The organism is Citrifermentans bremense, assembly GCF_014218275.1.
Classification (GTDB): Bacteria; Desulfobacterota; Desulfuromonadia; order Geobacterales; family Geobacteraceae; genus Geomonas; species Geomonas pelophila.
Window position 1 is genome coordinate 1,151,704 of record NZ_AP023213.1, and the last position, 21,719, is coordinate 1,173,422.

A 21,719-nucleotide genomic window follows, 5' to 3' on the forward strand; every position below is an offset into this window, starting at 1 on the left:
CTGCCTACCTGTCGCACCTCTTCATCACTTCGGTAAGGGCCTGCATGCTGTACGGCTTCTGGATGAAGTCGAGCAGGCCGGTACCGGTGAACTTCCCTGTCACCTCCTGCTCGCTGTAGCCGCTGGACATGATCACCTTCACCTCGGGATCGAGCGCCTTCAGCGCCACGAAGGTCTGCTCCCCATCCATCTGCGGCATGGTGAGGTCCAGGATCACTAACTTGATTTCGGGCCGCGACCGGTAGATCTGCAGGGCGCTCGCGCCGGAAAGAGCCGTCACCACCTCGTAGCCCAATTGCCCCAGCATCATCGCCCCGATGTCGCAGATGGTCTCCTCGTCGTCGACAAGAAGAATGGTCCCGCTCCCCTGCCAATGTTCCTGCTCCTGCTCGGCTTCCTTCACCGGCACCGGGAGGTCGCTGGCCGGCAGCAGCACGGTGAAGGTGGTTCCCTTTCCGGGCTTGCTTTGCACCTTGATGGCGCCTCTGTGCCCCCTGATGATACCGAGCACCGCCGACATGCCGAGCCCGCGACCGGTGAACTTGGTGGTGAAAAACGGGTCGAAGATGCGCAAAAGGGTGCCCTCGTCCATGCCGCAGCCGGTATCCGCCACTTGCAGGAAGATGAACTCACCTTCGACCAACTCGCAGTCGAACCAGGCCTCTTTGAGGTAGCTCTGATCGAAATACCGGTACCCGGTGCTGATCGATATGCTCCCCCCTTGTTCTCCGATGGCCTCCGAAGCGTTGATGACCAGGTTCATCACGATCTGGCGCAACTGCGTGGGGTCGGCCTGCACCGAGGGGAGACTCGGGGCGAGCGAGAGCTTAAGCTCGGCCTTCTTGGACACCGAGACCTCAAGAAGGTGGATCATCTCCTCCAGCAGCAGGTTGACGTTCACCGGCTCCACGACGAACATCCCCTTGCCCGAATAGGCGAGCATCTGTTTGGCGAGATCGGCTGCCCTGACGGCGGCTTTCTCGATGTTCTGAAGGTTCTCTGTGGCGGGGGAGTCTGGATTTATGCGCATCAAGCCGAGGCTTGAGTTGCCAAGGATGCCGGTCAAGATGTTGTTGAAGTCGTGCGCTATGCCGCCGGCGAGGATGCCGAGGCTTTCCAGCTTTTGCGCGTGCAGAAGCTGCTGCTCCAGCCTTAGCCGCTCATCTTCGTGCAGGCTCCGCTCCATTTCCGCGGCGGCGCGCGGACTCACCATCTGGAGGATCTCCTCAGGGAGGTCCCTGTTTCCCAGCGATTTCTTGCTGATGGCGGCGATCAGCCCTATCGGCACGCCGTTGGAACCCCAAAGCACCGTCCCCACGTAGCTCTCCGCCTTGATCTCCTGCAGCAGGGTGTCGGTCGGAAAAAGGTGGCGCACCCCTTGCCTGTAGCAGCATACGGTATTCCCCACCACCTCGGCGCAGGGGGTGTCCCGCAGGGTGTAGCGGATGTTATCCTCGAAGCTGCCGTCGAAGTAGACCGCCAGGGTGCGCGCGTACTGGTTCCCCTCCTCCAGCTGGTCGATGCAGACGAACTCCATGTCCAGGGACTGCGCCAGGTATTTCGCCAGGCGGTTGAAAAACTGCTCTCCCGGCTCCGAGACCGCCTGGGCCAGGAAAGCAAGGCACTCGTCGGTCCTCTTGCGCTTGGTGATGACGTCGAATACCAAGACGAAACACCCTGGCTCAGGGCTGTACACTGAAACCGCGAGCCATTCGCCGATGGCGGAGAGGAAGTACTCCAGCTGTTCGGGCTTGCCACTTAGGGCGACGCGCCTGAAGGCGGCTAGGAGATCCGGGTCCGACTTCCCTACCCCCGGCAGCACCTCGCTCATGCGCTTTCCCTTCACCCCGCGAAGCCCCGTCAGCCTCTCGAAGCTCTCGTTCACCTCCAGGTAGACGAAGTCCATGGGGAGCTCCGAATCCAGGATCATCCTGCAGTAGGCGAAACCGTTCAGCATGTTGTCGAACAGCGAGCGGTATTTCTCCTCGCTTTTGCGCAGGCACTCTTCGGCGTGCTTGCTCCGGGTGATGTCCATGCCGCTGGCCTGGAACTCGACCACCTGTCCTTCGTCGTCGAGGATGACGCTGTTGTTCCACTTCTGCCACACCAGGCGGCCGTCGGGAAGCCAGGCCCGCACCTCGAGCACCTGCTCCTGGTGCTCAGCGTCCATAGACTCCACGGTGCGGATCAGGTGCTCGCGGTCCTGCAGGAATAAATACTGGTACAGGCTCTGTCCCAGCAGCTCATCGACGTGTTTTTGCATGTACCTGCTGAAGGTGTCGTTGACGAAGGTAAGATAGCCTCCCCGGCGGTAGCGAACCACGAATTCAGCCTGGGTCTGCACGATGGCGCGATAGCGCCGTTCGCTGGAGCGCAGCGCCTCCTCCACCTGCTTGCGCTCGGTGAAGTCGACGTCGATGCAGAATAGCTCCGGCGGCAGGCCGGGGATGCGGACCACGGCGTGGCTGGAGAAGACCGGCACCGGCGAGCCGTCCTTTCGCATCAGTGTGATCTCGCCGGCCGGCGGCATAACGCCGGTCTCGGCGCCTTCTTTGATGGCGCGCCGGACCTCGTCCCGCAGCTCCGGGGGGATGATCAGTTCGACGAGGTTGTGCCCGAGCGCCTCTTCCTGCCTGTACCCGTAGATGGTCTCGTTGGCCCGGTTCCAGTAGTGGACGGTGCCGTCGGGGCCGTAGCCTTGGACGGCGACGTTGGGGATCGACTCCAGGAGGTTGCGGAAACGCGCCTCGCTCTCCTGGAGCTTGTCCTCGACCTCTTTGCGCTCGGTTATGTCGCGCCCGACCGACTGGTATTCGTATATCTGCCCCTTTTCGTCAAAGAGCGCGTGGTGGCTCCAGTGGTGCCAGCGCACGCTGCCGTCCTTCAGGACCACCCTGTTTTCGGTGTGGAAGAAGGTATGTTCGGCATCCAGCGCCTCGATCGCCATTACCAGCTGCTCTCGGTCGTCCTCGTGGATGAAAGGGTAGAAGGATTGCCCCAGCAGCTCTTCCCTGCCGGCGCCGACGTAGTCGCAGAGCGCGTCGTTGACGAAGGTGATGATCCCCCCGGGGAGATAGCGGTCCACGAACTCAAGCTGGTTGTTGATGACGGCCAGGTAGCGCTTTTCGCTTTGCTGCAGGGCCCTTTCCGCCACCTTCTTGCTGGTTATGTCCTGCAGGAAGGCGAGGAAGCGCCCGCTCTCCGGAATGAAGGTGGTGCTAACCTCCACCTCGATAAGCGTCCCGTCTTTCCTTCGGTGAGCGGTCTCGAAGCGGTCGTAGCAGGTGGCCACGATCTTCTCCGTGTGCTCCGTGATCTCGTGGCGGTTCTCCCATGCCTCGAAATCGTCGATGAACATGGAGGTTAACTCGTCGCGGCTGTAGCCGTACATGCGGCAGGCTGCGTCGTTTACCGAGAGGATTCTTCCTTCGGTGTCCGTGATCCAGTAGCCGTCCATGGAGGTGTTGGCGAGAAGCTCGTACTGAAGTGCGGCCTGGTGTTCCTGCTCCTTTATCAGCTTTTCCTGGGTGATGTCGTTGAGAACGATGCAGGCAACACCCTGCTTAAGCGGGATGGCATCGATCTTTACCCAGGCCGTGGCGTCGTTGTGAGGGGTATAGATCCCGCTGACGACGCCGCGAACGGGCTCCCCTTTTTGAAGCGCTATAACGGCCGGGTGCTGTTCCGGGGGGAGCTCGGTTCCCGCCGGCGAGAGGAGGCGCCATCGCGGCGTCTGCGGGGTATGCGCCATGAATTCGGCGCGGTCAAGGCACAGGAGGGAGAGTGCGGATGCATTTGCCTCGACGGGCTTTCCGTCAGCGTCCTGGCAGAACATGCCCTGGGACATGTTGTCGAACAACGCTTGCCAGTTCTGAAGCGAATTGAACATCTGCCCTCCTAGGAAAGGTGGAAAAAGCCCGGCACTGTCAGCAGATGGCTGAACTCTATCGATGCTTATAACAGATCCAGGTGATTGTTCAACGTCTTGTGTCAGAGCAGCTTTCTGATACACATTCGACACTGTATCTAACGTCCAGCGGCGAATCATGTTACTTAGCACCTTATCGGCGAGGTACCAATGCATCTTTAGTTAATATTAGTTAGACAAATGTCAGGCAGCGCTGCCCTGGTTATAGCAACTGCAGACAAAGCATGACGTAATTCCCCTGTCTGATCCTGTCGCAGCGGCCACTACTGTGGTATCATGTGCCTTCGGCTCATCTGCCGTGCAAGGAGAGTTCGATGACATCGCCTATAAAGATCGGTGTGAGTTCCTGCCTTCTGGGTGAGAAAGTCCGCTATGACGGTGGGCACAAGCATGACCGCTACGTAACCGACGTGCTCGGCAGGTTCTTCCAATTCGTCCCGGTCTGCCCAGAGGTGATGTGCGGCATGCCGGTGCCGCGCGAGGCGATGCGGCTGGAGGGGGACCCTGCGGCGCCGAGGCTTGTCACCCACAAGAGCAGGGCGGACAAGACCGAACAGATGCTGGCGTTTTGCCGCACCAAGGTGGAGGAACTGGCCTTGGAGGATCTCTGCGGCTTCATCTTCAAGAAGGGTTCCCCCAGTTCCGGCCTTTTCCGGGTCAAGGTGTACGATGAGGCCGGCGTCCCCTCGAAAACCGGCAGCGGTCTCTTCGCCGCCGCGGTGGCAAGGCGCTTCCCGCACCTCCCGCTGGAGGAGGAGGGGAGGCTCGCCGATCCCCGCCTGCGGGAGAACTTCATCGAGCGGGTCTTCAGCTACCGACGCTGGAAGGATTTCCTTGCGGGGCGCCCGGACCTGGGAGGACTGGTTCAGTTCCACACCCGGCAAAAGCTCCTGGTCATGTCCCACAGCACGCAGCTCTACCGCGAGATGGGGGCGCTGGTCGCCCGAGGCAAGGAGATGGCTTGGCCGGAGCTCGAGGAGCGCTACCAGGAGCTCTTCATGCGGGCCCTGGAGCTGCAGGCCACGGTGAAGAAGCAGACCAACGTGCTGATGCACATCATGGGGTACTTCAAAAAGGAGCTTGGGGGGGACGAGAAACAGGAGCTCTTGGAACTGATCGGGCAGTACCACGACGGCCTGGTCCCCCTGGTGGTGCCGGTCACCCTCCTGAAGCACTACGTCTACAAGTACCGTCAGCAGTATTTGCAGCAGCAGGTCTACCTCTCCCCCCACCCGGCGGAGCTGATGCTGCGCAACCACGCTTGACCATCCGCAAAAGAATGACCCATCCTACCAAGCCAGAGGGATCTCATCATGGAAGCCACGCGGGAAATATACTGGAACGTAAACCACTCCCTCATCTGGGTGATGTACCTCTTCGCCTTTCTTGCCATTGGGGCTTGCGCCTGGGGCTTTTGGCGGCGTCTTCCCATGTACCGGCAGGGAAGGCAGCGCCTTGACCGGCTGGACCGTCTTGCCGAACGCGTCCAGCACTTCCTGAAGGGGATGTTTTCGCAGGCGAAGGTGCTGCGGGTTCCAGTGCCGGGGACGCTGCATGCCTTTTTCTACTGGGGCTTTTTGCTCCTTTTCATCGGCACCCTTTTGATCATGCTGCAGGCAGACTTCACCGCACCGCTGTTCAACAGGGTATTTCTGCAGGGGAACTTCTACCGCGGATACTCCCTGGTGCTTGACCTGGCGGGGCTCGCGGCGATCGTCATGCTGGGGGGGCTTTTGGTGCGCCGCTGGTTCGTGAAACCAAAGGGACTTCCGACCAGCGCAGACGACTACCTGGCGCATGCCCTGCTCTTCGCCATCCTCCTGACGGGATTCGTGGTCGAGGGGCTCCGGATGGCCTCTACCGAGATCGGGATCAACCCGGAACTGGCCCGCTGGTCCCCGGTGGGGGGGATTTTCGCCCGGCCGTTCGTAGGGATGGACCTGGGACGGATTTCCCTGATCCACAAGACACTTTGGTGGGGGCACCTGTTCCTGGCTTTGTCCTTTATTGTCGCCATTCCCTTGACCAAACTGCGGCATCTCTTCACCACGCCGGTCAACTACCTCTTCACCGACCTGAGGCCCAAGGGGGCTATCGCCACCATCGACCTGGAGGACGAGAAGGCGGAGCAGTTCGGCGTCGCCACCGTGAAGGATTTTTCCTGGAAGGACCTCTACGACCCCGACGCCTGCACGGTCTGCAAGCGCTGCCAGGACCGCTGCCCGGCCTGGAACACGGAAAAGCCGCTTTCCCCCATGAAAGTGGTGCTGCAGATAGGTGAGGTGGCGGCAGCGACGCCGCAGGCCGACCTTTGCCGCACCGTCACCGAAGAGGTCCTTTGGGACTGCACCACCTGCCGGGCCTGCCAGGAGATCTGCCCGGCGGAGATCGAGCACGTGAACAAGATCCTCGAGATGCGCAGGAACCTGGCGCTCATGGAAGGCGCCTTTCCAGGCGACGAGGTGCGCGCCGCGATGAGCAACTACGAGGTGAACGGCAATCCCTTCGGCATGGCGTACGCCGAGCGCGGCGCCTGGGCCGAGGGGCTGGATGTCGCCGTCATGGAGAGCGGCGCCGCGGTCGACGTCCTCTACTTCGTCGGCTGCTACGCTTCCTTCGACCGAAGGAACCAGGAGGTGGCCCGCGCCTTCGTGAAGCTGTGCAACGCCGCCGGCGTGAAGGTCGGCATCTTGGGCAAAGAGGAGAAGTGCTGCGGCGAGCCGCCCCGCAAGCTCGGGAACGAGTACCTGTACCAGGGGATGGCGCAGGAGAACATAGAGAAGATGAAGGGGTACGGGGTGCAGCGGGTGGTGACCACCTGTCCGCACTGCTTCAACACCCTGGCCAGGGATTACCGAGACCTCGGCTTCGATGTCCCGGTTGAGCATTACACCACCTTCCTCCAAGACCTGGTGCAGCAGGGAAGGCTGAAGCTGAAGCCGGAGCCGTTTGCCTGCACCTATCATGACTCCTGCTACATCGGGCGCTACATGGATATCTTCGAGGAGCCCCGCGAGCTCCTTTACCGCGCGGGGGGGGACATCGCCGAGATGGGGGCGAGCCGCCTGGAGAGCTTCTGCTGCGGCGCCGGCGGCGGGCGCATCCTGGCCGAGGAGAAGCGCGGCACACGGATCAACGTGGCGCGGGTGCAGATGGCGCAGGAGACGGGAGCCCCGGTGCTGGTATCGAACTGCCCGTTCTGTCTCACCATGTTCGAGGACGGCATCAAGACCGGCGGCGCGGAGGGGAGCGTCGCCGCGAGGGATCTCGCGGAGATTCTCGCCGAGCGCATCGCCTGAGCGGCGCTGCCCGCTTCTCATGAGCTTCATTGACTTGTACTGGCGCATATTATATTGTGCCTAGGGGGGCCACCCTCACCGCAACTGCAAGGCCCCCCTCACCCCCGTCCCTCTCCCACCTGCGGACCGTAGCCTACGGTGGGCGAAGGCCCGGAGGGCGAGGGCAGACAAGCCAAGTCCCCCTTCGGCAGTGGGCACCATTATCAGATAAGGACTGACAGTGTTTCACGGCGCCTTCACTGGCATACAAAAACCCGCAACCAGGCTTCGTTTACTCCCTCATTTCAGCGCGAACCCTTTCCACGCAGGCACACGGGCGCTTTTCCTGCTGGTCCTGCTGGTCCTGCTGGTCCTGCTGGTCCTGCTGGTCCTGCTGGTCCTGCTGCTGACCTTTACCTCGCCGGCCCGGGCGCAGGAATCCGCCCCCGGTCACTACAACCCCACAACCACCATCGTCGTCGGTGGCGACCGCTCCTACCCCCCTTACGAATTCATCGACAAGGACGGCCAGCCCGCCGGCTACAACGTGGATCTCACCAAGGCCATCGCCGAGGTCATGGGGATGAAGGTAGAATTCCGCTTCGGGAGCTGGGCCGAGATGCGCGCCGGGCTGCAGCAGGGAAAGATAGACATCCTGCAGGGACTTTCCTACTCGGACGAGCGCTCGCACAGTGTCGACTTCTCGCCCCCCCATGCCATGGTGCACCACGCCATCTTCGCCCGCAGGGACACGAAGCCGGTGCGAAGCTTGGAGGAACTGAAGGGGAAGAAGGTGATCGTCTTCCAGGACGGCATCATGCACGAGCGCCTGAAGCTCATGGGGTTCGAGAAGGACCTGGTGCTCACCCCGACGCCGGCCGAGGCGCTGAGGCTTTTGGCCTCTGGGCAGTACGATTATGCGGTGGTGGCGCAACTCCCGGGCATGTACCTGATCCGCGAACTCCGACTCCGCAACCTGGTCCCGGTGGCCAAGGCCGTGGTGAGCGAGCAGTACGGCTACGGGGTCGCCAAGGGGAACCGGGAGCTTTTGACCCGCTTCAACGAGGGGCTCGCCATCGTGATCAAGACGGGGCAGTACGCCCAGATCTACAACCGCTGGCTCGGCGTGCACGAGCCCCCGCGGGTCACCAGGGAGATGGCGCTCAAGTACGGCGCCATGATCCTGGTGCCGCTTTTGCTCGTCCTGGCCGGGACCGCACTTTGGAACAAGACGCTGCACAAAAGGGTTGCCGAACGCACCGCGGAACTGGCGCAGGAGGTTACCGAGCGCAACAAGGCGCTGGAGGCGTTGCGGCGCCACCAGGACAAGCTGATCCAGGCCGACAAGATGGCCTCTCTCGGGACGCTGGTTTCCGGCGTCGCCCACGAGATCAACAACCCGAACGGGCTCTTGCTGCTCGACATCCCGATCCTCAAACGGGTGCACGAGGACGCGGAGGAGATCTTCGAGGAGCGCTACCAGGAGGTGGGGGATTTCATGCTGGGAGGGGTCCCCTACTCGGAGATGCGCGAGGAGATCCCGCGCATCCTGGAGGAGATGCAGGACGGCGCGCAGCGCATCAAGAGGATCGTGAACGACCTGAAGGACTTCGCGCGGCGCGACGATGTGGGGCATAAGGAACCGATCGACGTGGAGGCGGCGGTGAAGAGGGCCGTGCGCCTGGTCGAGCCGACAATTCGCTCCGCGACAGGGAGCTTCGAGGCGCTCTACGCCGGGGACCTGCCGCCGGTTTTGGGGAACGCCCAGCGCATCGAGCAGGTCATCGTCAACCTGGTGCTCAACGCCTGCCAGGCGCTCCCCGGGCGCGAAAAGGGGATCACCCTCGCCACCTCGCTGGACGGCGAAAGCGGCAGCGTGGTGATCGAGGTGCGGGACGAGGGGGTCGGGATAGCGCAGGAGCACCTGGCGCAACTCGTGGATCCCTTCTTCACCACCAAAAGGGAGAGCGGAGGGACCGGGCTCGGCCTCTCCGTGTCGGCGGGTATCGTCAAGGAACATGGCGGAACGCTCCGCTTCGCGTCGACGCCGGGGGAGGGGACCACGGTCACCCTTTCCCTTCCCGTTACTTCCAGGAGGTCATGAAAATGAAGTCGACGCCTTATCCCAGCTTCAGCATACTGCTTGTCGACGACGAGCCGGCCTGGCTCAAGTCCTTCTCGCTCACGCTGAAGAGCAGGGCTGGGATCAACAACGTGCTCATCTGCCAGGACAGCCGCGAGGTGATGGGGATCTTGGACCGGGGGGGAGTGGGGCTCGTGCTCCTCGATCTCACCATGCCGCACATCTCCGGCGAGACGCTCTTGCAGCAGATCGCTGAGAGCCACCCGGAGATCATGACCATAATCGTGAGCGGGATGAACCAGCTCGACACCGCGGTGCGCTGCATGAAGCTCGGCGCCTTCGACTACATCGTGAAGACCGACGAGGAGGATCGCCTTGTTGGGGGGGCGATGAGGGCGATCCGGATGCTGGAGCTGCACCAGGAATTCCGCGCCATGTCCGACCGGATGATCTCGCGCGAGTTGAAGCACCCTGAGGCGTTCGCCGACATCGTCACCAGCGACCGCGCCATGCACGACCTCTTCAACTACGTTGAGGCTGTGTCGCCCAGCCATCAACCGCTGCTTATCACCGGCGAAAGCGGCGTCGGAAAGGAACTGATCGCCCGCGCGGTGCACGCTCTCAGCGGCTGCCAGGGACCGCTGGTCGCCGTCAACGTGGCGGGACTCGACGACACCGTCTTTGCCGACACCCTGTTCGGGCACGTGCGCGGCGCCTACACCGGCGCGGACCAGGCGCGCCCGGGGATGATCGAGCAGGCCGGCAACGGGACCCTGTTCCTCGACGAGATCGGGGACCTGAGCATCGCCTCTCAGGTGAAGCTGTTACGCCTGCTGCAGGAAGGGGAGTACTTCCAGCTCGGAAGCGACCGTCCCAAGCGCATGAACGCGCGCATCGTGGTCGCGACGCACCGGGATCTGGCCGCAAAGGAGGCCGCCGGGACTTTCAGGCGCGACCTTTACTACCGTCTTTGCACGCACCGCATCCAGATCCCGCCGCTCAGGGAGCGGACCGCCGACATCCCGCTGCTGCTCGACTACTTCCTGGAGCAGGCGGCGCAGTCGCTCGGCAAGAAGAAGCCGACCCCCCCAAAGGAGCTGGCCCAGATCCTCGCCACCTACAGCTTCCCCGGCAACGTGCGCGAACTGCGCGGCATGGTCTACAACGCGGTCAGCCTCCACAAGGAGAGGATCCTCTCCATGGACAGTTTCCTGAAAGCGATCGGCCGCTCCCGCGTCGAGCAGCCGCTTCCCGCCCTGCACGAGAACCCGTTCCAGTCGTTCGAGCGCATCCCCACCTTCGCCGAAGCGGCCGAACTGCTGGTGGAGGAGGCGATCTCCCGCGCCAACGGCGTACAGGCCATCGCCGCGAGACTTTTGGGGATCTCGGCCCCGGCGCTTAACAAGCGTCTCAAGCAGCGGAAGTAGTTTCATTCTTCCCTCACCTCTGCGCACGATTTAACCAGTTTTCACGTAATATCAGTTACATCCCCCAATGGTGTTAACCATGGTTAAGGCCTTAACTATGGTTAACACCCCTATCCTTCGGCTTTCATGTCCCTTTTCCCGGTATCTTTCAATGGGATTCACTTTGGTTAATACCATTGGGATGCCCCTTTTCTTCTAGAACACCATTTTTCTTTTTCCTTCCGATAACTTGTAAATGTAAACAGATGATTGGTACTCCTCTTGCTGATATGAGGTGTCGAGAGCAGCTGCGACTTTGAAGCGATGCCGAACTTCATTGAAGTTGAAATAGTCACAGTTAAAGGAGAGCCCATGAAAACAAAGAAGTTTTACCAGCATCTGTACTTCCAGGTATTGACCGCCATCTCCATCGGCGTGGCGCTAGGTTACTACCTGCCGGACACCGGTACCGCCATGAAGCCGCTGGGTGACGGGTTCATAAAGATGATCAAGATGATCATCACACCCGTCATCTTCTGTACCGTCGTAACCGGCATCGCCGGCATGGACGACATGAAGAAGGTCGGCCGCGTCGGCGGTAAGGCGCTCCTCTACTTCGAGGCGGTCTCCACCCTGGCTCTCGCCATCGGGCTCGTGATCATCAACGTGATCCAGCCGGGGGTCGGCATGAACGCCGACGTCACCAAGCTGGACACCAAGGGGCTCGCCACCTACACCGCTACCGCCGCCAAGTCCCACAGCTTCGCTGACTTTGCTCTCGGGATCATCCCGAACAGCGTGGTCGACGCCTTCGCCAAGGGCGAGATCCTCCAGGTGCTCTTCTTCGCCATCCTGTTCGGACTGGCGCTGTCGGCGATGGGCGAGAAGGGCAAGCCTGTGTACCGCCTGATCGACGAGGTGGCGCATGCCCTGTTCGGCGTGGTGAACATCATCATGAAGTTCGCCCCCCTCGGCGCCTTCGGAGCCATGGCCTTCACCATCGGGAAGTTCGGGCTCGGGTCGCTGACCAAGCTCGGCATGCTGATGGGAAGCTTCTACCTGACCTGCCTGCTCTTCGTCTTCGTGGTGCTCGGCACCATCGCAAAGCTGTGCGGTTTCAATATCTTCAAGTTCATCTCCTACATCAAGGAAGAACTCCTCATCGTGCTGGGGACCTCCTCCTCCGAATCGGCGCTTCCCCGCATGATGGCGAAGCTGGAGAACCTCGGCTGCTCCAAGTCCGTGGTCGGCCTGGTGATCCCCACCGGCTATTCCTTCAACCTGGACGGCACCTCTATCTACCTCACCATGGCCGCGGTGTTCGTGGCGCAGGCGACCAACACCCCGCTGGATCTGACCCAGACGCTGACCATCCTGGGCGTGCTGATGCTGACCTCCAAGGGGGCCGCCGGCGTCACCGGGAGCGGTTTCGTCACTCTGGCCGCGACCTTCGCCGCAATCCCTACCATCCCGGTCGCGGGCCTCGCCCTCATCCTCGGGATAGACCGCTTCATGTCCGAGGCGCGCGCCCTTACCAACCTGGTCGGCAACGGCGTCGCAACCGTGGTCGTTTCCCGCTGGGAGAACGAGCTGAACGTGGCCCGCATGTCGCAGGTGCTCAACAAGGAAGTGGAAGAGGCTGCCGGCGAGGCCGATCTGCTCATGATGGACCCGGAGCCGGAAGAGGCTTAGGGCGTGTTGTAATCCCTTCTTAGATCCTCTGACCCTCGTGTCGAACCCCCATCCCCCTTGCAGGGATGGGGGTTTTTTTATGCCTGAGCACGTTTCGGATGGTTTTGTTTACAGTGTGTTTTATTTTGGGATTAAGCTCGTTTAGGGGTTTCTTGTCTCAGGGGCGATGTTTTACCAAATATCCAGGTGATCTCAATCCCAGGTGCAGTTAGTGCCGAATGCAGCATCTGCACTGGTTGTCTGTTGTAACCTATTGTTAAATTGTCAAAAATTTCGACCGGATTTGTTGGGTTAAAAGTGGTCTTGTGGGACGTGCTTGGCCTGACCAATTTTCTCGCAAATAATTTATAAAACTGTTTGCTAAAACCACTATGTCATATTATGCTATGCCCCATTCTTTCCTGCCCGTTTTTGAGCCAAAATAAAACAAGCGATGGTTAATGCTGTTGGCAGTTTGCTGGTGATATGTGTCAGAACCCGATCTTCAAGGAGGGAGTATGAACGTCCACGAGTACCAGGCTAAGGCAATTCTGCGCAAGTTCGGCGTGCCGGTTCCCGACGGCCACGTATGCTACAACGGCGCCAGCGCCAGGGAATGGGCCAAGAGGCTCGGCGAGGGGCCCTGGGTGGTGAAGGCCCAGATCCATGCCGGGGGGCGCGGCAAGGGCGGGGGAGTGAAACTTGCCCGCTCCGCGAACGAGGTGCAGATGATCGCGCGCGACATGCTCGGCATGACCCTCAGGACGCACCAGACCGGCCCGGAAGGTAAGGTGGTGCACCGCGTCCTCGTGGAATGCGGCTGCAACATAGGCCGCGAATTGTACGTGAGCCTCTTGGTGGACCGCGCCACCTCCCGGGTGACGGTCATGGCCTCCACCGAGGGGGGGATGGACATCGAAGAGGTGGCCGCGAAGACCCCGGAGAAGATCTTCACCGAGGCGGTCGACCCGCTGGTGGGGCTGACTCCCTTCCAGTGCCGCAAGATCGCCTTCAGCCTCGGGCTTCGGGGTAAACTCACCGCCAAGGCCGTCAAGGTCTTCACCTCCCTCTACAACACCTTCATCGCCACCGACTGCTCGCTTTTGGAAATCAACCCGCTCGTCGTCACCGAGGAAGGGGAGATGATCGCCTTGGACGCGAAGTTCGGCTTCGACGACAATGCGCTCTTCCGCCACCTGCAGATAGGGGACATGCGCGATTTCGACGAGGAGGACCCCAACGAGATCGAGGCATCCCAGCACGACCTCTCCTACATATCTCTCTCCGGCAACATAGGCTGCCTGGTCAACGGGGCCGGGCTCGCCATGGCCACCATGGACATCATCAAGCACTACGGCGGCGATCCGGCGAACTTCCTGGACGTAGGGGGCGGCGCCACCATCGAGCGCGTCACCGAGGCGTTCAAGATCATCCTCTCCGACAAGAAAGTGAAAGGTATCCTGGTCAACATCTTCGGTGGGATCATGAAGTGTGACGTCATCGCCACCGGGGTCATCGAGGCGGCGCGGCAGGTCGGCATCCAGGTGCCGCTCGTGGTGAGGCTCGAAGGCACCAACGTGGAGCTCGGCAAGCGCATCCTTGCCGAGAGCGGCTTGAACATCGTGGCGGCCGACGGCATGGCCGACGGGGCGCAGAAAATAGTGCGGGCCGTAGCGGCCGCGGCCTAGGGGGGGATGACCATGAGCATAATGATCAACAAGGATACCAAAGTCATCACCCAGGGGATCACCGGCGCCACGGGGCTTTTCCACGCACAGGGCGCGCGCGAGTACGGCACGCAGATGGTGGGGGGGGTGACCCCGGGGAAGGGGGGGACGGTCATCGACGGCTTCCCGGTATTCGACACGGTGGCCGAGGCGGTTCACGAGACCGGCGCCACGGCGAGCGTGATCTACGTGCCGCCCCCTTTTGCGGCTGACTCCATCATGGAGGCGGTGGACGCCGGGGTGGAGCTTGTCTGCTGCATCACCGAGGGGATCCCGGTTCTCGACATGGTGAAGGTGAAGCAGTACCTGGTGGGGAAGAGGACGCGTCTGGTGGGGCCGAACTGCCCCGGCGTGATCACCCCGGGCGAGTGCAAGATCGGCATCATGCCCGGCTACATCCACAAGCCGGGGAGGATCGGGGTGGTCTCGCGCTCCGGCACCCTCACCTACGAGGCGGTCTGGCAGCTCACCTCCATAGGGCTCGGGCAATCGACCTGCGTCGGCATCGGCGGCGACCCTGTGAACGGTACGAGCCATATCGACTGCTTGAGGCTCTTCGAGGCGGATCCCGACACCGACGCGGTGATCATGATCGGGGAGATCGGCGGCAACGCCGAGGAGGAGGCCGCGCGCTTCGTGAAGGAGAACATGAAAAAGCCGGTGGCGGCCTACATCGCCGGCGTCACCGCCCCCCCGGGGAAAAGGATGGGGCATGCCGGCGCCATCATCTCCGGCGGCAAGGGGACCGCGACCGAGAAAGTCGCCGTCTTGAGGGAATGCGGCATCAGCGTGGCGGACAGCCCCGCCGAGATGGCCCAGGCGCTGTTGCAGGTGTACCGGCCGTAACTTTAATCAGGCGCCACGGCAGGTGGCAGTGGAGAGTGCGGATGAGACGGAAAAAGGAGAACGTGCGCTATCACGTGGTTTCGGTCCGGGTAAGCCATGAGGACCGCGAGACCTTGGAATACCTGTCGAAGCAGACCAATATGAAGGTCTCTGACCTGATGCGTGAGGCGCTTTTGGCGGTCCCGGCGAAGGAGCGTCCCTGAACCGGCGCCTTTCCCCCACCCCGGCCCCCCCCCGCTGGGGGAGGGGGACAAGGTAGCAGGGGTGAGGGCTTCGTCGCCTGTGGCTTAGCGGGAGGGGGCGCTGTCGCGAGTTGGTCGCAATCTGCATCTATGAAGGCCGGGGGATACTCCCCCGGCTTTTTTATGTCCGCGCTTCTTTGCACCCGAATGCACCGAAGCCCATGAAATACTTCAAAAGAAAATTGACAATCGTGTCGATATGAATATTATCGTCCCTGCCTCGGGTGCCTGGTCAGGCGGCTTGGTGGCAGAAAATAGCGACGGTCTCGAATTTTCTCATTGGCTAACGGTTCGTCTCTTGGGGGAGACAGATGCGACAAATCCTGATAGCGACCCTGCTTCTTTTTGTTTCGACGCCGGCCATCGCCTCTGCCGCGAACTACCAGTGGCGCGACGACCAGGGCGTCACCCATTTCACCGACGACCCGGACCGGATCCCGGACAAGTACCTGGAGCGGGCCCGGGAGATAGGATCGGTTGCGGGGGAAAAGAAGGAGAGTGCCCCCGCGGCCACCTCTGGCGCGGCAACCGCCGCACAGGCTGCGCCGGGTGCGGCGCCCGCGCCGAAATCGGCCGAGCAGGAGCGCGCGAACGCGGAACTGAACAAACTCAGGGAGGACCTAGCGGCAAAGAAAGCCGAACTGGCCCGCCTGCGGCGCAAGTGGAAGCTGGCCAAAGGACGCAACCCTTCTGCGAAAGAGATAAAGGAGTTCGAGGAGAAGCAGGCTGCGGGGAAGGCGACCTACAAGGACAACCCCTACGTCAACATATCCCCGCTTTCCTCACCCATTCCCGCCCGGATCGCCTACTTCAAGAAGCTGGAAGAGGTGCAAAAGGACGAGGAGCGGATCCGGCAACTGGAAGAGCAACTGCAGGCGCAGGGGAGATAGCGGCAGGCAACAAGGAGTGAGGATGGAACTGGTTCGGCAGGCGTTGGCGAAGATCTCGGTGGAGAGCATCAGGAAGCATGTCGAGGTGCTGGAAGGGGTGAGGCACCCGGTGTCGGCCCCCGCCGCCCTGGAGCAGGCCCGCGTATATGTGAGCGACGTCCTGAAGACGCTTGGGTACAGCATGGAACAGCACCGCTTCCTCGATAACGACAGCGAGTTCAGCAACGTGATAGCCACCAGGCGAGGCCGGCTTTTTCCTAAACGGCGGCTTTTGGTGGTTGCCCATTACGATACCGTCTCCAATTCCCCCGGGGCCGACGACAACGCAAGCGGCGTGGCGGTGCTTCTGGAGATAGCCTCCGTTCTCAGTACGCTCTCCATGGAAAAGACGGTCCAGTTCGTGGCGGTTAACCTGGAGGAAAATGCCGACGAAGCGGTCTCCGGCACTGGCCTCAGGGGGAGCCGGGCGCTTGCCGCGCGTGCCAAAGAGGAAGGGTGGGAGATCGACGGGGTGCTGGTCCTGGAGTCGGTGGCGTTTGCTTCCGAAACCGCTGTACAGACGACTCCGGCAGGGCTGCCGCTGGAGGTCCCTTCAAAGGGGAACTTCCTGGCCGCGATCGGCAACGAGAGCTCAAACGGGCTGCTGCAGGCGTTCTCTCAGGCGGTCAAGCGCCACGGGGCCGCTCTTCCCGTCGTCCCCCTGGCGGTTCCGGGGAACGGCGAGATGCTTCGCGACACCAGGAGGTCGGATCATGCCCCGTTCTGGGACCACGGTTTCCAGGCCGTGATGCTCACCGACACCACCAACTTCAGAAATCCCCACTACCATGAGCCGAGCGACACGCTCGACACCCTCAACCTTTCCTTCGCGGCAGAGGTCTGCCGCGCGACTGCCGGCTGCCTGATGGACCTGGCCGGCGGGGCGGAGGAAAGAGAAGCCTGACCTCCTCCGGAAGAGCCGCCAGCGGCATCGACTTAAGCAGTTCCAGAAACCGGCCGAAGAGCTCGCGCCTTTGCAGATCAATCACGCCCAGCAGGTCCTCCTTGCCCGGCCCATCCGCCACCCGTTCCCGCACCATACCTGAAAAGACATCCAGGTCGTGCAGTTTCCCCAGCACATCCTGGTAGCTCTTCAACTTGTCCTTCAATGCGCCAAGCGGTTGCAGCTGCGGCTCCATGATTTCCACCCGGTACCGCAGCTTCTTCACCGCGATCCGCAGCCTGTGCTGCGCGAGGGGTGCCTCTTCGTTCATCGCCGCAGGGACGAGCTCGGCGAGAAGTTCGGCGCGCTCCGCGAGCGCCTCGCCGGCGAAGGCGCGGAAGCCGAGGAAGGGATTTGTCTGCTGGTCCCGGAAGAGGTTGAACCCGCTCTGCAGTGCGCCCGCAAGCCTCGCCGTCTGCCGGAGCTCGCGGGGGTGGCGCAATGTCGTAGCCAGTTCGCTGCGCGCCAGCTCGCGCTCCTGCTCCAGTCCGGTCAAAAGCTCGTCCAGCACCGCCTTTTCGGCCAAGGCCTGACCTTCCTTCAACTCCGAAAAGAAAAGATGGGCCTCGTCGGCGTTACGTACCGGGCCTAGCGCCCGCGTCACCCTTCTAACCCGCTTGGACAGCTTCCTGACTTCATCCTTCGAAAAGCAGGTTTTGAAAAGCGTCAGCCCCTCCCGCAGGCGGCGCGAGGCGACGCGCAGGTCGTGGAGCTGCTCCTCTTCAAGCCTTTGGGACGCGTTCTTCCAGTTCGCGAAGAAGAGCTTTCCCGCGGCGGCTAGTATGGTGCGGGAGGCGAACCAGAGCCGAATGGAGCCTGGTTCGCCGCTGCTGAGGGTGGAGCTGGCCATGGTTTAGCCTTTCATGTGAGGACGGATTCTGGGATTGGCAGGATTATAGCACCATCTTCATGAACATGAAGGCTTGTGTTTCTTGTGCTTCAGGACGATTTGTTTACTGACAGGAGGAATTCCATCACGGCAAGAAGGTTGGTCAATCTGCGGAAGAGCTTGTTCTTCTCCTGGACGTCTCGGGTAGACTTCAGCTTTGCCATCAGGATTTGGTACTGGTCGATTACGAGGTCAAGCGGCTTCGGTGTTTTCAACTCCTTTCCTCCTTTGTCCGTATTTTAGGTTAGAGAAATATAACCATTGTTCTTCCGGTGTCAAGGTGCCGTGGCGCAGTCGGCTGCTTTTCAAAAGCCCCACCAAAGGGGTCCACAGAGAAACCACAGAGGAGAATTTAAAAAACGAAGAAAATAGATGTGTCAAAGCCTGCGCTGCTTGGTTTGGTTCTCTGTGTCCCTTTGTGGTGAGTGCTTTTGAGTTTGAGACGCGCGCCTAAAAATGGGGCGACAAAATTTGTATTTTTTAATTTTATGGTATAGTGGGGCGGTTGTTTAATAAACAAGTGGAGGCTCACCATGAAAAGAGTGCTGTCCATCATCGTTAGCGCCCTGGTTGCCGTTTCGTTTGCAGGTATAGTCTCGGCCGTGGATAGTCCCAGCGTGCCGGCGGAGACCATGGACACCAAAGGTCAACCCCCCTACGACGTCCCGACTGCGGACGGGACGACCAAGACCCAGACCAAGGACACGACGAAGAAAAAGAAAAAGAAAAAATCCAGGAAGTCTAAGAAATCGATGCGCCGGTCTACAGGCACCAACAGTACCGAGCCCAATTACGGCACCCCTGCCATGGGCGGCCCCAGCGGGACGATGGGGACACCGGGCACCACTGACGGTGGGCCAGGCGCCGGCGGCGCGGGAACTGGCGGCGCCGGACAGTAGTGCTTCAGTTCCTGAGGCAAAAAGGCCGCGTCGTACGATGCGGCCTTTTTACGTAACGCATCTGCCTTTTCCAGGGCGTTGCGGCTGCGAGCAGCGCCGGTTCAATCGGTTCTTGGACAGAATTAATCGTTGCGCGGGGCCTGGGTAGATGCTATAAATATCCGGCTGATTGGCTGGTGGTACCGTCCGCGCTGCGGCAGTGGCTTCGGGGTTGCACATGGGGCCTTGCCGGCAGAAGCGCCGAAGTATCGAGGGTCTAGTCCAAGGGCTAGACCCTCTTTCATTATCCGAAGCAATGGAGGCCTCTTATGGGTGCGATTCTCGTTACAGGTGGGGCTGGCTACATAGGAAGCCATGTGGTAAGGCAGCTGTCCGAGGCGGGCCACGAGGTGATTGTCTTCGACAACCTCTCGACCGGGAGCGCCGATGCCTTGATCAACGGTGAGCGACTCATCGTCGGCGATCTTTCGGATGAAAGAAAGATAGGCGAGGTGCTGCGGGAAACGGGGGCCAAGTCGGTGCTGCACTTCGCCGCGGCCATCGTGGCCCCGGAATCGGTGCAGCTCCCGCTCAAGTATTATTCCAACAACACCCGCAATACGCTGAACCTGATCAAGGCCTGTGTCGATAACAAAGTCGAGCGTTTCATCTTCTCCAGCACCGCCGCCGTCTACGGCATCCCCGAGGGGGGGCGCGCCGCGGAGGACAGCCCCACCGTCCCGATCAACCCCTACGGCACCTCGAAGCTGATGAGCGAGTGGATGCTGAGGGACGCCGCTTTCGCCCACGGTTTCTCCTACGTGGCCTTGCGCTACTTCAACGTGGCGGGCGCCGACCCCCAGGCCCGGATGGGGCAGCGCACCCCGGACGCGACGCACCTGATCAAGGTCGCCTGCCAGGCGGCGCTCGGGATGCGCGACAGCGTCTCCATCTTCGGCACCGACTACGACACCCCTGACGGGACCGGCATCCGCGACTACATCCATATCGAGGACCTGGCCGCCGCCCACCTTTACGCCCTCAAGTACCTGGAAAAGGGAGGCGCCTCCAGCACCATAAACGTCGGCTACGGCCAGGGAGGGAGCGTCCGGGAAGTGATCAAGGTGGTCAAGGAAGTAAGCGGCGTGGACTTCAAGGTGGTCGAGGTGCCGCGCAGACCCGGCGACCCGGCTGACCTCGTTGCGGTCGCCGACCGCATTCGCACCGTACTCGGCTGGACGCCGCGTTACAACAACCTGCGTACCATCATAGAGGATGCCTGGCGCTGGGAGAAGAAGCTGTTCGAGAAGCAGAAATAGCCGCAAACGGCTTTCATTGAAGGAGAGCGCATGATCAAGAGCATGACGGGTTACGGCAAGGGGGAGTCCACCCACGAGGGGGGAAGGTTCGTAGTGGAGGTGCGCTGCGTGAACCACCGCTACGGCGAGGTGACGGTAAAACTACCCCGCGCGCTGATGCAGTTCGAGAACGAGATCAAGAAGCGGGTGGCCGAGAGGCTCGTGCGAGGCAAGATCGACGTCTTCATCCAGGTCGAGAACGCGGTGTCGCTCGGGGTGCCGACCGCGAACCTGCCGCTTGCGCGCGGCTACCTCAAGGCGTTCAACAGCATCAAGGAGGCGCTTGGGCTGGAAGGGGAGGTGAAGCTCTCGCTGATCGCCTCCCAGCGCGACGTGGTCACCGTGGCCGCCGAGGCGGAGGCGACCCTGGAGGAGATCCCGCCGGAGCTTGTCCAGGCCCTGGAGGACGCGCTGCGACGCGTGGACGAGATGCGGCTTTTCGAAGGTGAATCGCTCCACGCCGACTTCGTGAAGCGGCGCGAGGTGCTGGCCCAGCTGATCGCCAAGGTCGCGGCGCGCTCGCCGCTCGTGGTGCAGGAGTACGCGCAGCGCTTGAAGGAGAGGGTCGCCCAGCTCCTCACCGAGGGGAACGTCCCGGAGGAGCGCCTGGCGCTCGAGGTGGCGCTTTTGGCGGACAAGTGCGACATCACCGAGGAACTGGTGCGCCTGGAGAGCCATCTGCGGCAGTTCGACGAGACGCTGAACAGCAGCGAGCCCGTGGGGCGCAAGCTTGATTTCCTGCTCCAGGAGATAAACCGCGAGGTGAACACCACCGGGTCGAAGGCGAACGACGCGCAGATGGCGGCCCTGGTGGTGGAGCTCAAGGCTGAGCTGGAGAAGATCCGCGAGCAGGTGCAGAACATCGAGTAGGGCTTGGGCCTTGCCGGGTCCCCGGCGGCCATAACGGTAACTGGATTGGAGAACCATGAAACGAGAAGGCGTACTGTACGTGATTTCGGCCCCGTCCGGGGCAGGCAAGACCTCGCTCTGTAAGGAAATAATTGACATTTTCCCGAACCTACGGCATTCTGTCAGCCACACGACGCGCCCTCCCCGTACCGGAGAGGTGCACGGGCGTGATTATTTTTTTGTGGGCAAGGAAGAGTTCAACCGCATGGTCGCCGCGGGTGAGTTCGCCGAGTGGGCCGAGGTTCACGGCAACCTGTACGGCACCTCGCTTGCCACGCTGAAAGATTCCCGCGCCGACGGGGTCGACCTGATCCTGGATATCGACTGTCAAGGAGCGCGGCAGCTCAAGGGACGCTTCGAAGGTGGGGTCTACATCTTCGTGCTCCCGCCGAACATCGAGGAGTTGCGTCGCCGCCTCGACAACCGTTCCTCCGACTCGCCGGAGGTGATCGAGCGCCGCATCAACAACGCCGCCGGCGAGATCAAGGAAGCGCGCTGGTACGACTACATCATCGTCAACGACCGGTTCAGCGAAGCCGTGGAGCAGCTTAAAAGCGTGCTGATAGCAGAGCGGTGCAGAACCACGAGACTCATCCAGGGTCTTTCCACGACCTTCGAGATCTAAAAGTTTA

The 21,719-nt window shown here is 61.5% G+C and carries 17 protein-coding genes; 14 read left to right on the top strand and 3 right to left on the bottom strand.

The window, feature by feature from the left end; translation table 11 throughout:
• Positions 1 to 4: 4 nt before the first annotated feature.
• Positions 5 to 3,889 carry a hybrid sensor histidine kinase/response regulator gene (locus GEOBRER4_RS04990; protein WP_185244482.1) on the bottom strand — a complete coding sequence of 1,295 codons (3,885 nt, stop codon included), beginning with the start codon at positions 3,887 to 3,889 and terminating at the stop codon, positions 5 to 7.
• A gap of 353 nt (positions 3,890 to 4,242) precedes the next feature.
• Here GEOBRER4_RS04990 and GEOBRER4_RS04995 point away from each other — a divergent pair, with 353 nt between their 5' ends.
• The 10 genes from GEOBRER4_RS04995 to GEOBRER4_RS05040 all read left to right on the top strand — a co-directional run bounded on the left by GEOBRER4_RS04995 (position 4,243) and on the right by GEOBRER4_RS05040 (position 17,014).
• The gene (locus tag GEOBRER4_RS04995; RefSeq protein ID WP_185244483.1) at positions 4,243 to 5,193 is read left to right on the top strand and encodes a YbgA family protein; all 951 of its coding nucleotides are present in this window, start codon (positions 4,243 to 4,245) and stop codon (positions 5,191 to 5,193) included.
• Between the two features lie 48 nt (positions 5,194 to 5,241).
• Positions 5,242 to 7,227, top strand: coding sequence for a heterodisulfide reductase-related iron-sulfur binding cluster (locus tag GEOBRER4_RS05000; RefSeq protein WP_185244484.1), 1,986 nt, complete (start codon positions 5,242 to 5,244; stop codon positions 7,225 to 7,227).
• 220 nt (positions 7,228 to 7,447) lie between these two features.
• Entirely contained in the window at positions 7,448 to 9,310 is a 1,863-nt protein-coding gene (locus tag GEOBRER4_RS05005; RefSeq protein ID WP_185244485.1) for a transporter substrate-binding domain-containing protein, read from the top strand.
• A 2-nt stretch (positions 9,311 to 9,312) separates the two neighbouring features.
• A complete protein-coding gene (locus tag GEOBRER4_RS05010; protein ID WP_085813555.1) occupies positions 9,313 to 10,716 on the top strand; it encodes a sigma-54-dependent transcriptional regulator in 1,404 nt (467 codons plus the stop codon).
• Between the two features lie 351 nt (positions 10,717 to 11,067).
• Positions 11,068 to 12,387 (top strand): dicarboxylate/amino acid:cation symporter, encoded by a 1,320-nt coding sequence (locus tag GEOBRER4_RS05015; RefSeq protein ID WP_185244486.1) that lies wholly within the window; start codon positions 11,068 to 11,070, stop codon positions 12,385 to 12,387.
• Positions 12,388 to 12,884: 497 nt separating this feature from the next.
• Positions 12,885 to 14,054, top strand: coding sequence for an ADP-forming succinate--CoA ligase subunit beta (gene sucC / locus GEOBRER4_RS05020; protein ID WP_185244487.1), 1,170 nt, complete (start codon positions 12,885 to 12,887; stop codon positions 14,052 to 14,054).
• A gap of 12 nt (positions 14,055 to 14,066) precedes the next feature.
• Entirely contained in the window at positions 14,067 to 14,939 is an 873-nt protein-coding gene (gene sucD / locus GEOBRER4_RS05025; protein WP_185244488.1) for a succinate--CoA ligase subunit alpha, read from the top strand.
• A 41-nt stretch (positions 14,940 to 14,980) separates the two neighbouring features.
• A complete protein-coding gene (locus GEOBRER4_RS05030) occupies positions 14,981 to 15,142 on the top strand; it encodes a DUF6290 family protein (protein ID WP_185244489.1) in 162 nt (53 codons plus the stop codon).
• Between the two features lie 350 nt (positions 15,143 to 15,492).
• Complete coding sequence (locus GEOBRER4_RS05035; protein WP_185244490.1) at positions 15,493 to 16,071, top strand: DUF4124 domain-containing protein; 579 nt, start codon at positions 15,493 to 15,495, stop codon at positions 16,069 to 16,071.
• 22 nt (positions 16,072 to 16,093) lie between these two features.
• On the top strand, positions 16,094 to 17,014 hold the full coding sequence (locus tag GEOBRER4_RS05040) for a M28 family peptidase (RefSeq protein ID WP_185244491.1): 921 nt from the start codon (positions 16,094 to 16,096) through the stop codon (positions 17,012 to 17,014).
• On the opposite strand, the gene GEOBRER4_RS05045 is transcribed toward GEOBRER4_RS05040, so the two are convergent.
• Both GEOBRER4_RS05045 and GEOBRER4_RS05050 read right to left on the bottom strand, forming a co-directional pair.
• Positions 16,926 to 17,903, bottom strand: coding sequence for a CHAD domain-containing protein (locus GEOBRER4_RS05045; RefSeq protein WP_185244492.1), 978 nt, complete (start codon positions 17,901 to 17,903; stop codon positions 16,926 to 16,928). The genes GEOBRER4_RS05040 and GEOBRER4_RS05045 overlap by 89 nt on opposite strands.
• 89 nt (positions 17,904 to 17,992) lie before the next feature.
• Positions 17,993 to 18,157 (bottom strand): hypothetical protein, encoded by a 165-nt coding sequence (locus GEOBRER4_RS05050; RefSeq protein WP_185244493.1) that lies wholly within the window; start codon positions 18,155 to 18,157, stop codon positions 17,993 to 17,995.
• Between the two features lie 318 nt (positions 18,158 to 18,475).
• Between GEOBRER4_RS05050 and GEOBRER4_RS05055 the strand changes: the two genes are divergently transcribed.
• The 4 genes from GEOBRER4_RS05055 (at position 18,476) to gmk (ending at position 21,712) form a co-directional block, all read left to right on the top strand.
• The gene (locus tag GEOBRER4_RS05055; protein ID WP_185244494.1) at positions 18,476 to 18,841 is read left to right on the top strand and encodes a hypothetical protein; all 366 of its coding nucleotides are present in this window, start codon (positions 18,476 to 18,478) and stop codon (positions 18,839 to 18,841) included.
• Positions 18,842 to 19,149: 308 nt separating this feature from the next.
• Positions 19,150 to 20,139, top strand: coding sequence for a UDP-glucose 4-epimerase GalE (gene galE, locus GEOBRER4_RS05060; protein ID WP_185244495.1), 990 nt, complete (start codon positions 19,150 to 19,152; stop codon positions 20,137 to 20,139).
• Positions 20,140 to 20,169: 30 nt separating this feature from the next.
• Positions 20,170 to 21,048 carry a YicC/YloC family endoribonuclease gene (locus tag GEOBRER4_RS05065; protein ID WP_185244496.1) on the top strand — a complete coding sequence of 293 codons (879 nt, stop codon included), beginning with the start codon at positions 20,170 to 20,172 and terminating at the stop codon, positions 21,046 to 21,048.
• A gap of 55 nt (positions 21,049 to 21,103) precedes the next feature.
• Positions 21,104 to 21,712 (top strand): guanylate kinase, encoded by a 609-nt coding sequence (gene gmk, locus GEOBRER4_RS05070; protein ID WP_185244497.1) that lies wholly within the window; start codon positions 21,104 to 21,106, stop codon positions 21,710 to 21,712.
• The last annotated feature ends 7 nt before the right edge of the window (positions 21,713 to 21,719 follow it).

What these genes read in the sequence shown, in the direction of transcription:
- GEOBRER4_RS04990 (WP_185244482.1), bottom strand. Translation starts at nt 3,889, where the DNA reads ATGTTCAATTCGCTTCAGAACTGGCAAGCGTTGTTCGACAACATGTCC.
- GEOBRER4_RS04995 (WP_185244483.1), top strand. Translation starts at nt 4,243, where the DNA reads ATGACATCGCCTATAAAGATCGGTGTGAGTTCCTGCCTTCTGGGTGAG.
- GEOBRER4_RS05000 (WP_185244484.1), top strand. Translation starts at nt 5,242, where the DNA reads ATGGAAGCCACGCGGGAAATATACTGGAACGTAAACCACTCCCTCATC.
- GEOBRER4_RS05010 (WP_085813555.1), top strand. Translation starts at nt 9,313, where the DNA reads ATGAAGTCGACGCCTTATCCCAGCTTCAGCATACTGCTTGTCGACGAC.
- GEOBRER4_RS05015 (WP_185244486.1), top strand. Translation starts at nt 11,068, where the DNA reads ATGAAAACAAAGAAGTTTTACCAGCATCTGTACTTCCAGGTATTGACC.
- sucC (WP_185244487.1), top strand. Translation starts at nt 12,885, where the DNA reads ATGAACGTCCACGAGTACCAGGCTAAGGCAATTCTGCGCAAGTTCGGC.
- sucD (WP_185244488.1), top strand. Translation starts at nt 14,067, where the DNA reads ATGAGCATAATGATCAACAAGGATACCAAAGTCATCACCCAGGGGATC.
- GEOBRER4_RS05030 (WP_185244489.1), top strand. Translation starts at nt 14,981, where the DNA reads ATGAGACGGAAAAAGGAGAACGTGCGCTATCACGTGGTTTCGGTCCGG.
- GEOBRER4_RS05035 (WP_185244490.1), top strand. Translation starts at nt 15,493, where the DNA reads ATGCGACAAATCCTGATAGCGACCCTGCTTCTTTTTGTTTCGACGCCG.
- GEOBRER4_RS05040 (WP_185244491.1), top strand. Translation starts at nt 16,094, where the DNA reads ATGGAACTGGTTCGGCAGGCGTTGGCGAAGATCTCGGTGGAGAGCATC.
- GEOBRER4_RS05045 (WP_185244492.1), bottom strand. Translation starts at nt 17,903, where the DNA reads ATGGCCAGCTCCACCCTCAGCAGCGGCGAACCAGGCTCCATTCGGCTC.
- GEOBRER4_RS05055 (WP_185244494.1), top strand. Translation starts at nt 18,476, where the DNA reads ATGAAAAGAGTGCTGTCCATCATCGTTAGCGCCCTGGTTGCCGTTTCG.
- galE (WP_185244495.1), top strand. Translation starts at nt 19,150, where the DNA reads ATGGGTGCGATTCTCGTTACAGGTGGGGCTGGCTACATAGGAAGCCAT.
- GEOBRER4_RS05065 (WP_185244496.1), top strand. Translation starts at nt 20,170, where the DNA reads ATGATCAAGAGCATGACGGGTTACGGCAAGGGGGAGTCCACCCACGAG.
- gmk (WP_185244497.1), top strand. Translation starts at nt 21,104, where the DNA reads ATGAAACGAGAAGGCGTACTGTACGTGATTTCGGCCCCGTCCGGGGCA.